Source organism: Serratia sp. TMDUHS_CL (assembly GCF_037137105.1).
Taxonomy (GTDB): Bacteria; Pseudomonadota; Gammaproteobacteria; order Enterobacterales; family Enterobacteriaceae; genus Serratia; species Serratia nevei.
On sequence record NZ_JBBBDV010000002.1, the window covers coordinates 479,886 to 493,565 of the forward strand.

Sequence of the window (13,680 nt, forward strand, 5' to 3'; positions counted from 1 at the left end):
TGACTTCATCGGCGGTTCAGGCTTAGCTGTAAGGACAAAAAACAACTGATTTTATTGTTCTTTTCAGGGAGACTTCGATGACCTTACGCTGGCGTATCACCCCTCTGGCGGCGGCCTTCGCCGCCGTATTGGCGCTTCAGGGCTGCGATCAAAAAACCGATCAGAATCATATCAAGGTCGGCGTCATCAACGGCGCGGAACAGGACGTGGCGGAAGTCGCCAGACAGGTGGCGAAAGAGAAATACGGGCTGGACGTCGAGCTGGTCGGCTTTAGCGGTTCACTGCTGCCGAACGACGCTACCGACAAGGGCGAACTGGACGCCAACGTGTTCCAGCACCGCCCGTTCCTCGAACAGCAAAACAAAGATCACGGCTATAAGCTGGTGGCGGTCGGCAATACCTTTGTCTTCCCGATGGCCGGCTACTCCAAAAAGATAAAATCGCTCAAAGAGCTGCCGGACGGCGCGGTGATCGCCATCCCACTCGATCCGACCAACCTGGGGCGCGCCCTGCTGCTGCTGGAAAAAACCGGGTTGATTACGCTGAAACAAGGCAAGGGGTTGTTGCCCACCGCCCTGGACATCAGCGCCAACCCGCACCATTACCAAATCATGGAGCTGGAAGGCGCGCAGCTGCCGCACGTGCTGGACGATCCAAAGGTCACCGTTGCCGTCATCAGCACCACCTACATCAACCAGACCGGTCTGACGCCGACCAAAGACGGCATCTTCATCGAGGATAAGGACTCGCCGTACACCAACATCATCGTCACCCGCGAAGACAACAAGGACGCGCCGAACGTGCAGAACTTCATCAAGGCCTACGAGTCAGACGAAGTGGCCAAGGCCGCCGAGAAAATCTTCAACGGCGGCGCGGTGAAAGGCTGGTAATTCCGGGCACAGCGCCACAGGGGCTCTCCCCAAAGAGCCCCTTCCCGCTCACCATCGCCTTTTCTTATCTCACCATAAGAAAACCCGATTTACCCCGGCGGTGAGCGGCGCGCATAATGGCGTTTATCCGCTGATTTCCAAGGTAAACAGGCATTACCATGACGCTCTCCGCTCCCGTACTCAGCCTCCTCGATGCCACGCCGGACGATATGGCCGCCGTGCTGCGCATTTACACCCACCACGTGCTGTACGGTGCCGCCTCGTTTGAAGAACAGCCGCCGACCCTGGCGGAAATGCAGCTGCGGCTGAGCAAGGTGCAAGAAGCCGGGCTGCCCTGGCTGGTGGCGAAGAGCGAAGGCCGTATTGTGGGCTACTGCTATGCCACGCCGTATCGCCCCCGGCCGGCCTATCGCTTTACCGTGGAAGACTCGGTGTATATCGCCGAGGGGCAACAGGGCAAAGGCGTCGGCAAGGCGCTGCTGAGCGCGCTGATCGCCCGCTGTGAGCAAGGCCCCTGGCGCCAGATGCTGGCGATCGTCGGCGATTCCGCCGCCAACCGCGGCTCGCTAGCGCTGCACCAGTCGCTCGGCTTTACCAGCGTTGGGACGCTAAAGGCCGTGGGGTTCAAACTGGGGGAATGGCGCGACACCCACATCATGCAGCGCGCGCTGAGCGCGGGCGACAATCAGCATCCCTGAATGCATGGCGACGCACGATAGGAAGTTAGCGTCTATAGTGAAGAGTGATTTCATTGAGTTAGCGCCAATCGCGCGCGCCATTTAACCGATAAGGGAGAAGTGAATGAAAATTATTCTGTGGATTGTCGCCATCATCTTCATCGTGGGTTTATTGACGATTACCGGCGTTTTCAAACTGATTTTTTAAAGCGTCTGCACCGTCCCGCCCCTCTCGGGGCGAGACTTTTCATCATGCCTTGAAACGCGCGCGTACCGCGCCCAGCGCCGACACCACCACCAGCACCACGCCGCCGGCCACCAGCCCGAACGCCACGTTCAGCAGAGCCGGAACCACCCCCTGCAAGATATGGCCAAACGTCGGCACCACCGTGGTGTACGAGGCCCAGTCTTCGAAAAGGTGATGCACCGGCGGCAGACCGTGGGTCAGGATGCCACCGCCGACCATAAACATGGCGACAGTGCCGACGATCGACAGCGTTTTCATCAAATAAGGCGCGGCACGCACGATGCCGCCGCCGAGGGAGCGCGCTAACGCGCTGCTTTTGCGGCTCAGATACAGCCCCAGATCGTCCAACCTGACGATGCCGGCGACGATGCCATACACGCCGAGCGTCATCACGACGGCGATGCCGCACAAAACGATTACCTGCTGGCTGAAGGTGGCGCCGGCAACGGTGCCCAGCGTGATGGCGATAATCTCGGCGGAGAGCACGAAATCGGTGCGTATTGCGCCTTTCACCTTGCGCTTCTCATAGGCCGCAGCGTCCTCATTGGCGCCGGGCCCGTCCGATTTTTCCTCCTGCGCCGCCTTGCCGTGGCTCAGGCTGTGAAACACCTTTTCGAATCCTTCGTAGCACAGGTAGGCGCCGCCCACCATCAGCAGCGGCGTAATCGCCCAGGGTGCAAAAGCGCTGATCAGCAGCGCCAGCGGCACCAGGATCGCCTTGTTGATCAACGAACCTTTGGCGACGCTCCACACCACCGGCAGTTCGCGATCGGCTTTAACGCCGGTGACCTGCTGCGCGTTGAGCGCCAGATCGTCCCCCAACACCCCGGCGGTTTTTTTTGCCGCCATTTTGCTCATTAACGAGACGTCGTCCAACAACGAGGCGATGTCGTCGATGAGGGTAAGTAAGCTACTTCCTGCCAAAATGATTCATCCTTTTCATATTCACGGGCCATTCTATTTTTAGCATAGCGGTAAAACGTCATGAAAGGATATGGGAGGATCGCGGAAAACGCCGGGCGGGCGAATGCCGCCCGGCGCCGGCGTTAGAGCGCTACGCTGCCCAGGATGAACGTCACGGTGATAACCGACAGCAGCGTCGTCCAGGTGATGATGGAGGCCATCGCTTCATGATCGCCCCCCATTTGCCGCGCCAGAATATAGGCGTTGCCGGCGCAAGGCACGGCGGAGTAGAGAATGGCGATGCTGGCCGGCACGCCGGTAGCACCGAAATAGTGCACCAGCGCAATGGTAATCAGCGGCATGGCCACCAACTTCAGCACGGTCGCATAAGAGATGGAAACCAGCTTGCGGATATGCATGCTGACGATCAACCCTGCGCCGACCGACATCAGGCTCAGCGGCGTGGCGGCGTTGGAGAGATAAACGAACAGCTGTTTAAGCGCGCCGGTGATGTGCAGGTTGCACAGGTTCATCAGCACCCCGAACAACGCGCCGATGATCAGCGGGTTTTTCGTCAGCGCCAGCAGCGCGCCGCTCAGGCTTTTCTTGCTGCCGGTGCCGTAGTGGTTCATCACCAACACGCTCATGATGTTGGTCAGAATGATCATGTATGCCACGAAGAAACCGGACAGTGCCACCCCTTCGCTACCGAACAGCGATTGCGACAGCGCGATGAATACATAAGAGTTGTATCTGACTCCGCCCTGAAAAATGGAGGTAAACAGATCGGCCGACGTATTGAAGAACAGTTTGCCAACGAAAATAATCAACGCGATGGCCAGCGTGGAAACAATGGTCGCCACAACGGGATAAAAGCTGTCCGCGCCGCTAAAATCCGCCTCACTGATATCCAATATCAACAGCGCCGGAAAAAACAGGTAATAAACAAATTTGTCTGAGAAGCCCCAAAATACGGCGACGTCTTTAACATAGAGTTTTGACAAATAGCCCAGCACGATTAACAAAAAAATCGGCAATATAGAAAGAAAAACGTTCAGCATAAATAATAACCTTAAATCGAGAAAATGCGCTCTTCAACCTGATTGAGATTGCGGTGATTCCACAAGCTTGCCGAAATGAAGACGCGTTGCACCCAGCGCAACGGCGTATCTCTTTCATCGAAAGAAGGCGTGAATTTATCGCGCGAATGCAGCGCAAAGCGGTTATCGATATACGCCAAATCGCCTGGGCAAATATCGATGCCGATGGCGTTTTCTTTCACCAGCCCGTAGAAACGCTCCAGCGCGGCTTCCGCTCGCGGCGTGCTGGCCGCAATCATGCCGGGATAGAAGACGGCGCTCACATCCGGCAATACGTGATTTTGCGAAATCAGCGGCACAAGCGCGGTTTCTTCCCGCCCGGCCTGCGTGGATTGGCGCCAGCGGTAAGGCAGTTTGATGCTGTACAGCGGGCTGGCCAGCGTTTCGACGTCCTCGCGGCTCAGTTGAGCGATCGCCAGACGCGAATCGGAGATGCGCGTCATCGGGCTGTGCGGATCGCGGCGCACACCGGCCAGCAGCAGGCCCATCGGCGAGACGTTGAACTGTTCCAGGTGTTTCAGCGCCGCATTTTCAATATGGAAGTCCAGTTCAACATCGAACCCCAGACCGGTATACTCTTTTTTGGCTTCGCGTTTGGGGATCAGATTATTAATCAGCTCCTTCCCCTCGAAATACATCGAATAGGGCTCACCGATTAGCGAAGAAATACCCACCAACAGGTTTTCGCTGATATTCCCGGATTTGGCCGAAGGCGTGTATTGGTTCGGGCAAGGGGAAAAGAAAACTTCTTTATCCACCGGCACATTTTTTAAAATAAGATAAGGCCGTGGTTTGATTGACGCCTTTTGCTGGCTTAATGCGGCGCTTAATCTGTGGGGCAAATGGGTAATCATGGCCGTTCGTATAGCGTGAATATACGCATCACCGCCGGCGGGATCGTAAGCAATTTTATCTAATGCCGAAAATAACTCGTTTCGTTCCTGATCCGTCAATTGAAAGACGTTTTGGTAATCCATCCTGAGCATTCCTTGACAATAAGAATATCATTAGCAAGCCTAATGAAAGCGGCAGGATGTTAACACTTTGCAATCAAATTCATAAAGATTTATTAACTAATTTCGTGATCTTAATCACCACTCCTCCGTCCAGTTAATGGCGGAGAAGAAGTGATTAAGAAACAAACAGCTACGCGGATGCATCTTCATCAGACGCGCCAGCGAATACGCGCGAGAGGTAGCGCAGGACATGATCGTGGGCCTCAAAGACGCACGATAAATGCGTACTGCCCTCAAGCAAGCCAAAGGCAACATGCACGCTGCCATGCTGTTCGACGAAACGCTGCAAGGATTGCGCGCTGAACAACTCATCCTGCACCGCCGCCAGCAGCAAGGTCGGTAATCGCAGCGCCGCCAGTTGCTTTGCCGGGGTGCGTGGCGTCAACGCGTTAGCCATATTAACGCTGTATTGGCAGACAAAATCGGGGGCGGCGGCCAGCACGGCCGGGGGAAAATTCAGGCTGACCGCCCGAGACTGCCCAAACCACCGTCCACCGCTGAGTGCATTGGCCACAAAGGGCCATTGGCGCACCTGGGCAAAACGGGCCGCCACCGGCAAATCGCGGGCCATCCCGGAAAATGGCCCCAGCTCGGGCGCCAGCAGGGTCAGGCTGTCCGCCTGCTGTTCACAAGGATAGCGGGTCAGGTAGTTGAGCAACATCCCGGCGCCGCTGGAATGGCCAAGCAGGTGCCTGCGCGCTAACGGAAAACGCAGGCGCATTTCCGCCAGGATGACATCGACATCGCGCCAAATACGCTCAGGCCGCTCAACCGTCCCCCGCTCTCCCGTGGAATCGCCATGCCCGCGAATATCGACCAGGCACACCGCGAGCGTTGGCTCGGCAGCCAGCTGGCGCGCAAGAATGTCATACCCGGCGGCGCTGTTAACCCCGCCGCCGTGATAAACCACGATCACGTCTTCGCTCTCGGCAGTTTGCCGATACAGGCGGTAGCTCAATCCCTCAACGCTGCCGGACGACGTGGCCACCTGTGCCCCCGGCCACTCGCCGTAAGACTTCGCTTGCTCAACATAACGGTCAAAATCAATCAATTCGCACCTTTCCATGATGTTGTCGGTATTCCCCACGGCAGAGCCGCTGCCCCGGCGATAAGCATATGAAACAACAGCAGGAACTGCCATGCCTTTTGCACGCTCCCCTTAGCCTCAGGGCAAATCCCCCGCCGGGACATTGAGCTGCCAGGAGAGCCCAAAGCGATCGTTGAGCCAGCCGAAGCGGGCGCTGAAGCCGTAGTCGTCGAGCGGCATCAGCACCTTGCCGCCCTCCGCCAGGCGGTGGAAAGCCTGCTCCAGCGCCTCTTCGTTAGGCAGGTTGATGAACAGCGACACCGCCGGGGTGAAGCTGAAATCATGGCTGATCGGGCTGTCGATAAACACCAGGTTCTGCCGGTCGAAATCGATGGCGGCATGCTTGATCAATCGCCGGCCGTCCGGCGTCGGGTCGTAATGCTGCACCTGCATGAGCCGAAAACGTGCAAACACCTGGCTGTAGAGGTCGATCGCCTGCTGCGCCTCCCCCTGGAACATGACAAAAGTCGAAACCTGACTCATAACATCCTCTCCGGCAATCGTTGTGGTATTAATGGAGGATAGCGGATTACCGTTGAAGCGGCGGAAAGGAGCAACCATGAGCATCATTCATCGCCTGGCGCAGCCGGACGATCTCAACGGCCTGTTGGCTCTGTATCGCGAGCTGCGCCCACAGGATGCGCCGCTGCGTACCGACGACGCACGCCGCACCCTGCAACGCCTGCTGGACGATCCGGCGATCCGTCTGGTGGTGGCGGCAGACGAGGAACAGCCGATCGCCACCTGCATGCTGGCACTGATCCCGGGGCTGGCGCACCAGGCGCAGCCGTTCGGCGTCATCGAGCACGTGGTGACGGCAGAGCCCTATCGCGGCCACGGCGTGGCGCTCGCGATGATCGAATACGCGCTGCAGCTGGCCTGGCGCAAGGGCTGTTACAAGGTGATGCTGCTGTCGGGGCAGCAACGCACCGGCGCGCACCAGCTTTATCTCAAAGCGGGTTTCGACGGCGATCGCGAGCGGGGATTTGTCATCAGGCGGCCCGAGGGCCGATAGCGGCCTGCTGCAAACGAGCAGGCCGCCAGGCGGGTCATTCGGTGGCGTTTTTCGCCAGACTGGCGTCTTTTTGCCGACGATAGTCGCGGGCGGCGGCCGGGATCGGCGTCACCTTGCCGGTTTCAATCCAGCTGCGCAGCCGGTTGGCGTCGGCGAAGTGGGTATATTTGCCGAAGGCGTCCAGCACCACCAGCGACACCGAGCGGTTACCGATTACCGTACGCATCGCCAGGCAGTGGCCCGCCTGGTTGGTGAAACCGGTCTTGGTCAGCTGGATGTTCCATTTCGGGTTATACACCAGATGGTTGGTGTTGCGGAACGGCAGCGTATAGTTCGGATCTTTGAAGCTGGCCATGCGCTCGGTGGTGGTGCTGAGCTGGCCAATCAACGGGTATTGCTTGGTGGCGATCAGCAGCTTGGTCAGATCGCGCGCCGTCGACACGTTATGGATAGAGAGCCCAGTCGGTTCCACATAATGGGTATTGGTCATGCCCAGCGCCTTGGCCTTGGCGTTCATCGCTTTGATGAAGGCGTTGTAGCCCCCCGGATAGTGGTGCGCCAGGCTGGCGGCGGCGCGGTTTTCCGACGACATCAGCGCCAGCAGCAGCATATCCTTACGGCTGATTTCGCTGTTCAGCCGCACCCGCGAATACACCCCTTTCATCTCCGGCGTCTGGTGGATATCCACCGCCAGCATCTCGTCGAGCGGCAGGTGCGCGTCCAGCGTGACCATGGCGGTCATCAGCTTGGTGATCGAGGCGATCGGCACCACCTCATCCGGGTTACGCGCGTACATCACCTTATGGGTTTGCATATCGACGACCATCGCACTGCCGGAGGCCAGCTCCGGCTGGGTGGCGTGCAGGGCGGCGGCGTTGTCGCTGGCCAGCGCGCGCGGCGCAAAGCCTGCGCCCGCCTGCAAAGCGAGCAGGGTCAGAACCAAAACACGTATTTTCACAGGCATTACTCTGAAATGGGGGCTTGAACTCAGCGAATTATATGTGAGGGTTCAGCGCTTGGCACTGGGATTGTATGGCGGATTTGTGACAAATTCTGTCGGCCGAAAAACGACGCAGCCCGCGGGCGCTCTGGGATGAACGCCCGCATAGAAAAAGTTACAGCGCCGGCTGCCAGGCCGACTGCGGCAGCAGGTACAGCCCCGGCGTTTGCCGCGCCCCCGCGCCGACGATATGGCCGATGCCGGCCGCCATCACCGCCAGCGTCACGTCGAAGGCGTTGAGGCTGTCGCCGTAGCCGGCGGTCAGGTTGAACATCGAACCGTTGGCCAGCAAATAGACCGTCTTTTCATTGAGTTGGTAAGCGTTCACATAAGGCATCGGCTCGTGGTGCGGCAGGCCTTGCAGGAAGCCGACGTCGATCTCTTCCGCCACGTGGCCGACGTTGAGGATAAACACGCCGTCCTGCGCCTGCTGCAAATGCTGCGCCGAGAGCACGTTTTTCGCGCCGGTCGCGGTGGCGATCACGTCCGCCTGCGCGACGGCGCTCGCCAAATCCACCACCTGCCAGCCGTCATAACGCGCCTGCAGCGCGCGCGCCGGATCGATTTCCGCCACCATCACCTGGCCGCCGTAAGCCCTGGCCGCCGCCGCCGTCCCCTGCCCGACCAGGCCGTAGCCGATCACCAGCACGCGCTTTTCGTGCAGCGTCAAATGGGTGGTCTGGAAGAAGGTGTGCCAGGCGGTCAGCCCAACCATATGCCGATTGTGCAGCCCCTCTTTCACCGGCAGATCGTCCCAGTTGAAGATCGGATAGCGCGGCGCCACGCCGTTCAAACGATTGATGCCCGATCCGGTGGCTTCCAGCCCGGCGACGATCTGCGGGCCGTTCGGCGATTGGTGCAAACGGGTGGTCAAGTCCGCCCCCATTTCGCACAGGTGAGTCGGCTGCCAGGCCAACGCGCGGTCGAAAGATTCCGACCACTCGCCGGCGCTCATGTCACGCCAGGCATAGGCCTGCGCGCCCCGTCGTTCGAGCCAGGCCACCACGTCGTTCTGCACCGTGGTGGGATTGCAGGTGGTCAGAAAGATCGCCGCGCCCTTGTCCAGCAGGCCGGCCACCAGCGGCGCCATTTTCAGATCCAGGTGCATATTGCACGCCAGCCGCACCCCGTGCAGGTCCGGCAACGCCGCCACCGCCGCCCGGGTGCGCGGCATATGGCGCATCGCCCAGTTCAATTCGCTCTCGAAATCCTGATACATCCGTTGCTCCTCTGGTGCGCCCCGCCGCCAGGCGTGGCAAAAAAGTTATCCCGCGCGGCCGAGCCGGCGGATCGCCTGCGGCGACAGGCCAAATACCCGGATAAACGCCCGCCTCATGCGCTCCGGATCGCTGAATCCCACCGAACGGGCGATCGCCTCCAGCGGCTCGGCGCTCTCTTCGATGCGCACCCTGGCCGCCTCCACCCGCAGCTGTTCGATCACCTTGGCCGGCGTCTGCCCGGTTTCGGCGCGGAACAGCCGACCGAACTGGCGCTCGCTCAGGCAGGCGGCGTCGGCCAGATCCGCCACCGACAGCGGCAGGTGCAAGTGCTCGCGCGCGAACGACAGCGCGGCGCGCATGCGATCCGACGACGGGTTCAACGCCAGCAACAGCGAGTACTGCGACTGCCCGCCGGGGCGCCGGTGGTAGACCACCAACTGCCGCGCCACGCCCGCCGCCATCGTGGCGCCAAGGTCGTCTTCTATCAACGCCAGCGCCAGATCGATGCCGGCGCTGATGCCGGCCGAGGTCCAGATATCGCCGTCGCGAATGAAGATACGGTTGCTGTCGACGCGGATGCGCGGATAACTCTGCTGCAGCCGCGCCGCATGATACCAGTGGGTGGTGGCGCGCTTGCCGTCCAGCAAACCGCAGGCCGCCAGAATAAACGCGCCGGTACACACGCTGGCGATGCGCCGTGCCCGCCGGCTGTGGGTCGTCAGAAACGCCACCAGCGCCGGCGACTGCGCCGCCATCACGTTGCCGCTGCCGCCGGCCACCACCAGCGTATCGAAACGCTCGTCGCCGCATGGCTGCGTGGCGATCTCCACCCCGGCCGAGCTGGCGACCATCCCGCCCTGCGGCGAGATCGCCACGCAGCGGTAGGCCGGCGGATCGGTAAACTGGCTGACGTTATCAAACGCCGCCAGCGGGCCGGCAAAGTCCAGCAGGTTGAAACCGGGAAAAACCACAAAACCGATCGTTTTCATGATGGCGCTTTTTGAGGGTTATCTGTCATAACAGCCAAAAACAGGGCGGCTATTATGGCCCAGGTCCAACGATAAAAATGAGGCGAATGTCATGTCTGAACCACTCGTGATTGTATTTCCCATCTATCAAGGCGTCACCCAGCTCGATTTCACCGGCCCACTGCAGTTTCTGCGCCACATGCCGGGCGCGGAAATCGTCGTCGCTTCGGTAGACGGCGCGGATGTCGAATCGGAAGGCTTGCACTTCACCCAACTGCGCCCGCTGCCGGAGATCGCGCGCTGCGACGTGCTGTGCGTGCCGGGCGGCAGCGGCTGCACCCAGGCGCTGCAGGATGAAGCGTTCATGCGGCAAATCCGGCGGCTGGGCGCCGATGCCCGCTACCTGACCTCGGTGTGCACCGGTTCGCTGATCCTGGCGGCCGCCGGCTTGCTGCCGGGAAAACGCGCCGCCTGCCACTGGTCGATGCGCGACAGCCTGGCGCTATTCGGCGCCATACCCAGCGCTGCACGCGTTGAGCGCGACGGCAACGTGATCAGCGGCGGCGGCGTCACCGCCGGCATCGACTTTGCGCTGGCGCTGATCGCCGAACTGCACGGCGAAGACACTGCCCAGACGATCCAACTCTATCTGGAATACGCCCCGGCTCCGCCGTTCACGGGCGGCACGCCGGAACTGGCCCCGCCGCACATTTACGCCAAGGTACAGGCACAAATGGCGGAAAGCCTGGCGCAGCGCAGAGCGTTGGTGGCCCAGATCGCCCAAGGCTAGCGATCGGGCGTATACTTGCCCTTATGCGTCAGTCACATAAGGAGTAAGGAATGACCGATTTGGCCCACTACATTACGGACTACGGCTACTGGGCGTTGTTTATCGGCTGCCTGGCTGAGGGAGAAACCATCACGCTGCTGGGCGGCATCGCCGCCCACGAAGGGCTGCTGCACTGGCCGTGGGTGATAGCGGTGGTGGCGCTCGGCGGCACGTTGGGGGATCAGCTGCTGTACTTCACCGGCCGCCGGTTCGAAGGCCGGGTCATCTCGCGGCTCAAAGGGCAGGAAAAGCGCATCGCGCGCGCCAGAAGGCTGATCGCTCGCCACCCGATGCTGTTCGTTATCGGAGTGCGCTTTATGTACGGCTTCCGCATCATCGGTCCGGTGCTGATCGGCGCCAGCCGCCTGCCGCCGTCGCGCTTTGTGCCGCTCAACATCCTCGGCGCTATTCTGTGGGCGACGATCTTCGTCATGCTCGGCTATTTTGGCGGCCAGGCGATCGAAAGCTTCTTTACCGGCTTCAATAAAAAACTCTCCAGCCTGCTGTTTGTCGCGCTGGCGATTGCCGCCATCCTGCTGGTGCGCTTCTGGTGGCGCAAACGCCACGCGGAGTGAAACTCAGCGACTAAGCATCAGTTTGATGCCCAACAGCGCCAGCACGCCGCCGCTCAAGCGATCGAACCAGGCCTTGAAGCGCAGATAAATCTGGCGCGGACGCGGCGAAGAGAGCACGAAGGCGACAAAGGCGTACCACGCCACATCGACCGCCAGCGCGATCAAGGGTAGCGCCACATACATCCACGGCGCAATCGCGTGGCTAAGCAACGCGGCGAACACGCTGGCAAAGACGATGGCCGTATTCGGGTTGCCCAATTGAGTCAGCAGACCGGTGGTGAAGGCTTTACGCCATCCCAGCGGCTGCCCGCCCACTCCATCCACGTTCAGCGGCCGGTTGGCACCGCGCAACATGTTGAACGCCAGATAGATAAGATAGGCGCCGCCCAACAGCTTCAACGTCCCGTAAAGCCATGGCAGCGCCAGCAACAGCGACTGCAGCCCAAGCAGGGCCAACAGTGCAAAGACAAAGCATCCGACGCCCATTCCCAGCGCGACCGCCATGCCGTCGCCACGTGAGGAAGCCACCGCCGTACGCGCCACCAGAATAAAGCTTTGCCCCGGACTCATCGCCCCCAGCGCTATCGCGCCGGTAATGCTTATTATTGACAGCGCCGTCTCGCTCAACATGCCCACTCTCCCGTTGTCATTTTTTATTCAAACTAGCGCAGAGGTGAAAACAAAAGCAATAACGGTGCGTCAAGATCCCTGCGGCGCCGCGCGCATCAGCTCGACCAGCTCGCGCGCCGCCTTGTCCAGCGGGCGGCTCTTCAGCCAGATCAGATGCATCGGCAAGCGCAGCTCGTTCTTGGTGTTTTTGAATTTCAGCCGCACCAGCCGCCCCTGCGCCAGCAGCGGCTCGGCCAGCGACAGCGGGAAATTGCCCCACCCCAGGCCCGCTTCCACCATGTTCAGTGCCATCGGCAGGCTGTCGGTGCGCCAGTAGGCCTCCGCCACCTGCGGGCGCAGATCGCCGATCGGCAGATCGCGGCTGGCCACCATGATCTGCCGCACGTTGATCAGATCCTCGAGAAACAGCTCGCCCGCCGCGCCCTCCAGCGCCGGATGCTGCGGCGATACCATCGCCACCAGCGACTCCGCGCCGACGGAGTGGAACTGCTCCGCGCTGTTGATGTTCAGCCCGCCGAACGCCAGGCAGACGCCAATGCGCCCCTGATGCAGCATATGCAGCACGTCGTCCTGCGGCGCGCTGAGCACTTCGATGTTCAGCAGCGGATAACGTTGCGACAGCGTTTTCACCGCCGCCAGCAGGCCGGCACCGTTGATGTCCGACGCCACGCCGATCGAAAGCGTGCTTTCCAGCCCTTGGGAAAGTTCGATGGCGTGCACCTGCAGCTGCTTGAGCTGCCCGGCGATCAGGCGGGCGTGCGGCGCCAGGGCCAACGCCAGCGCAGTCGGCGTCGGTTCGCGGTGCGAGCGATCGAACAGTGCGAAACCGAGCTCCGCCTCCATGTTGGCGATGCCCATGCTGACGGCGGAGGGTACGCGCCGCAGCGCGCGGGCGGCGGCGGAAAACGAACCGCGATCGAGCACCGCCAGAAACAGTTCGATATTGTCGCTGGAAAAGTTCATCGTTTAACCTGTCAGTAAAACTGACAGCTCCTGACTTTTTCTATCAATGTGATTGACGCTATCTTAGCCGCCGTCGCCACAGAGGCAACTAAAAACAGATCGGGAGAAAACAATGCAAGGCGTCAAACGCAAACTGGTGTATGTCACCGCTTATGAACTTATCGGCATGACGATCTCGGCGCTGGGGCTGGCGCTGCTGTCGGGCCACGCGCCGAGCAGCACCGGGCCGCTGGCGGTGGTGATCACCACCATTGCGGTCAGCTGGAACTTCATTTACAACTACCTGTTCGAGTGGTGGGAAAGCCGCCAGGCGTCGCGCACCCGCACCCTCAAGCGCCGCATTTTGCACGCAGTGGGCTTTCAGCTGACGCTGGTGGTGTATCTGATCCCGCTGATCGCCTGGTGGATGGGCATCACGCTGTGGCAGGCGCTGCTGCTGGACATGGCGCTGATCGTCATCATTCCTTGCTACACCTTCCTGTTTAACTGGGCGTTCGACAAGCTGTTCGGCCTGCCGGCTTCGGCCCTGCCGGCCGGTGAATCCGCCTAAAAACCCCCCC

General features: G+C 60.5%; 17 protein-coding genes. 7 read left to right on the forward strand and 10 right to left on the reverse strand.

The genetic code is table 11. The features are described 5' to 3' along the window. Nucleotides 1-77 precede the first annotated feature (77 nt). The 3 genes from WCL58_RS06045 to WCL58_RS25350 all read left to right on the forward strand — a co-directional run bounded on the left by WCL58_RS06045 (nucleotide 78) and on the right by WCL58_RS25350 (nucleotide 1,775). Nucleotides 78-890 carry a MetQ/NlpA family lipoprotein gene (locus WCL58_RS06045; protein ID WP_038879912.1) on the forward strand — a complete coding sequence of 271 codons (813 nt, stop codon included), beginning with the start codon at nucleotides 78-80 and terminating at the stop codon, nucleotides 888-890. Between the two features lie 158 nt (nucleotides 891-1,048). Then, nucleotides 1,049-1,588: a GNAT family N-acetyltransferase gene (locus WCL58_RS06050; protein WP_336850731.1), complete on the forward strand. Its 540-nt coding sequence runs from the start codon at nucleotides 1,049-1,051 to the stop codon at nucleotides 1,586-1,588. Nucleotides 1,589-1,691: 103 nt separating this feature from the next. Further along, nucleotides 1,692-1,775, forward strand: a complete 84-nt coding sequence (locus WCL58_RS25350) for a membrane protein (protein WP_020825765.1) — start codon at nucleotides 1,692-1,694, stop codon at nucleotides 1,773-1,775. Between the two features lie 42 nt (nucleotides 1,776-1,817). Here WCL58_RS25350 and WCL58_RS06055 read toward each other — a convergent pair whose 3' ends face one another. The 5 genes from WCL58_RS06055 to WCL58_RS06075 form a co-directional block, all read right to left on the reverse strand. Next, nucleotides 1,818-2,738, reverse strand: coding sequence for a DUF808 family protein (locus WCL58_RS06055; protein ID WP_197813837.1), 921 nt, complete (start codon nucleotides 2,736-2,738; stop codon nucleotides 1,818-1,820). A gap of 122 nt (nucleotides 2,739-2,860) precedes the next feature. Continuing rightward, entirely contained in the window at nucleotides 2,861-3,778 is a 918-nt protein-coding gene (locus WCL58_RS06060; protein WP_025301959.1) for an AEC family transporter, read from the reverse strand. Between the two features lie 11 nt (nucleotides 3,779-3,789). Continuing rightward, the gene (locus WCL58_RS06065; RefSeq protein WP_336850734.1) at nucleotides 3,790-4,794 is read right to left on the reverse strand and encodes a TauD/TfdA family dioxygenase; all 1,005 of its coding nucleotides are present in this window, start codon (nucleotides 4,792-4,794) and stop codon (nucleotides 3,790-3,792) included. A 169-nt stretch (nucleotides 4,795-4,963) separates the two neighbouring features. Then, nucleotides 4,964-5,974: an alpha/beta fold hydrolase gene (locus WCL58_RS06070; protein WP_336850736.1), complete on the reverse strand. Its 1,011-nt coding sequence runs from the start codon at nucleotides 5,972-5,974 to the stop codon at nucleotides 4,964-4,966. Nucleotides 5,975-5,998: 24 nt separating this feature from the next. Further along, a complete protein-coding gene (locus tag WCL58_RS06075; protein ID WP_047728359.1) occupies nucleotides 5,999-6,403 on the reverse strand; it encodes a VOC family protein in 405 nt (134 codons plus the stop codon). A gap of 76 nt (nucleotides 6,404-6,479) precedes the next feature. Between WCL58_RS06075 and WCL58_RS06080 the strand changes: the two genes are divergently transcribed. Then, on the forward strand, nucleotides 6,480-6,935 hold the full coding sequence (locus WCL58_RS06080) for a GNAT family N-acetyltransferase (protein WP_033637538.1): 456 nt from the start codon (nucleotides 6,480-6,482) through the stop codon (nucleotides 6,933-6,935). 34 nt (nucleotides 6,936-6,969) lie between these two features. On the opposite strand, the gene pbpG is transcribed toward WCL58_RS06080, so the two are convergent. The 3 genes from pbpG to WCL58_RS06095 all read right to left on the reverse strand — a co-directional run bounded on the left by pbpG (nucleotide 6,970) and on the right by WCL58_RS06095 (nucleotide 10,144). After that, nucleotides 6,970-7,899 carry a D-alanyl-D-alanine endopeptidase gene (pbpG, locus tag WCL58_RS06085; protein ID WP_038879897.1) on the reverse strand — a complete coding sequence of 310 codons (930 nt, stop codon included), beginning with the start codon at nucleotides 7,897-7,899 and terminating at the stop codon, nucleotides 6,970-6,972. Between the two features lie 151 nt (nucleotides 7,900-8,050). Then, nucleotides 8,051-9,154: an adenosylhomocysteinase gene (locus WCL58_RS06090; RefSeq protein WP_100396143.1), complete on the reverse strand. Its 1,104-nt coding sequence runs from the start codon at nucleotides 9,152-9,154 to the stop codon at nucleotides 8,051-8,053. Nucleotides 9,155-9,199: 45 nt separating this feature from the next. Further along, a complete protein-coding gene (locus WCL58_RS06095; RefSeq protein WP_049201103.1) occupies nucleotides 9,200-10,144 on the reverse strand; it encodes a GlxA family transcriptional regulator in 945 nt (314 codons plus the stop codon). 91 nt (nucleotides 10,145-10,235) lie between these two features. Between WCL58_RS06095 and WCL58_RS06100 the strand changes: the two genes are divergently transcribed. Together WCL58_RS06100 and WCL58_RS06105 are read left to right on the forward strand one after the other, a co-directional pair. Continuing rightward, nucleotides 10,236-10,913, forward strand: coding sequence for a DJ-1/PfpI family protein (locus tag WCL58_RS06100; protein ID WP_060420976.1), 678 nt, complete (start codon nucleotides 10,236-10,238; stop codon nucleotides 10,911-10,913). 50 nt (nucleotides 10,914-10,963) lie between these two features. Then, complete coding sequence (locus WCL58_RS06105) at nucleotides 10,964-11,527, forward strand: DedA family protein (RefSeq protein ID WP_060420973.1); 564 nt, start codon at nucleotides 10,964-10,966, stop codon at nucleotides 11,525-11,527. A 3-nt stretch (nucleotides 11,528-11,530) separates the two neighbouring features. On the opposite strand, the gene WCL58_RS06110 is transcribed toward WCL58_RS06105, so the two are convergent. Both WCL58_RS06110 and WCL58_RS06115 read right to left on the reverse strand, forming a co-directional pair. Further along, nucleotides 11,531-12,157 (reverse strand): LysE family translocator, encoded by a 627-nt coding sequence (locus WCL58_RS06110; protein WP_060420970.1) that lies wholly within the window; start codon nucleotides 12,155-12,157, stop codon nucleotides 11,531-11,533. Nucleotides 12,158-12,226: 69 nt separating this feature from the next. Then, on the reverse strand, nucleotides 12,227-13,120 hold the full coding sequence (locus tag WCL58_RS06115) for a LysR family transcriptional regulator (RefSeq protein WP_060420965.1): 894 nt from the start codon (nucleotides 13,118-13,120) through the stop codon (nucleotides 12,227-12,229). 112 nt (nucleotides 13,121-13,232) lie between these two features. On the opposite strand from WCL58_RS06115, the gene WCL58_RS06120 reads away from it, so the two are divergent. After that, nucleotides 13,233-13,670, forward strand: a complete 438-nt coding sequence (locus WCL58_RS06120) for a PACE efflux transporter (protein WP_060420963.1) — start codon at nucleotides 13,233-13,235, stop codon at nucleotides 13,668-13,670. Nucleotides 13,671-13,680: the final 10 nt, after the last annotated feature.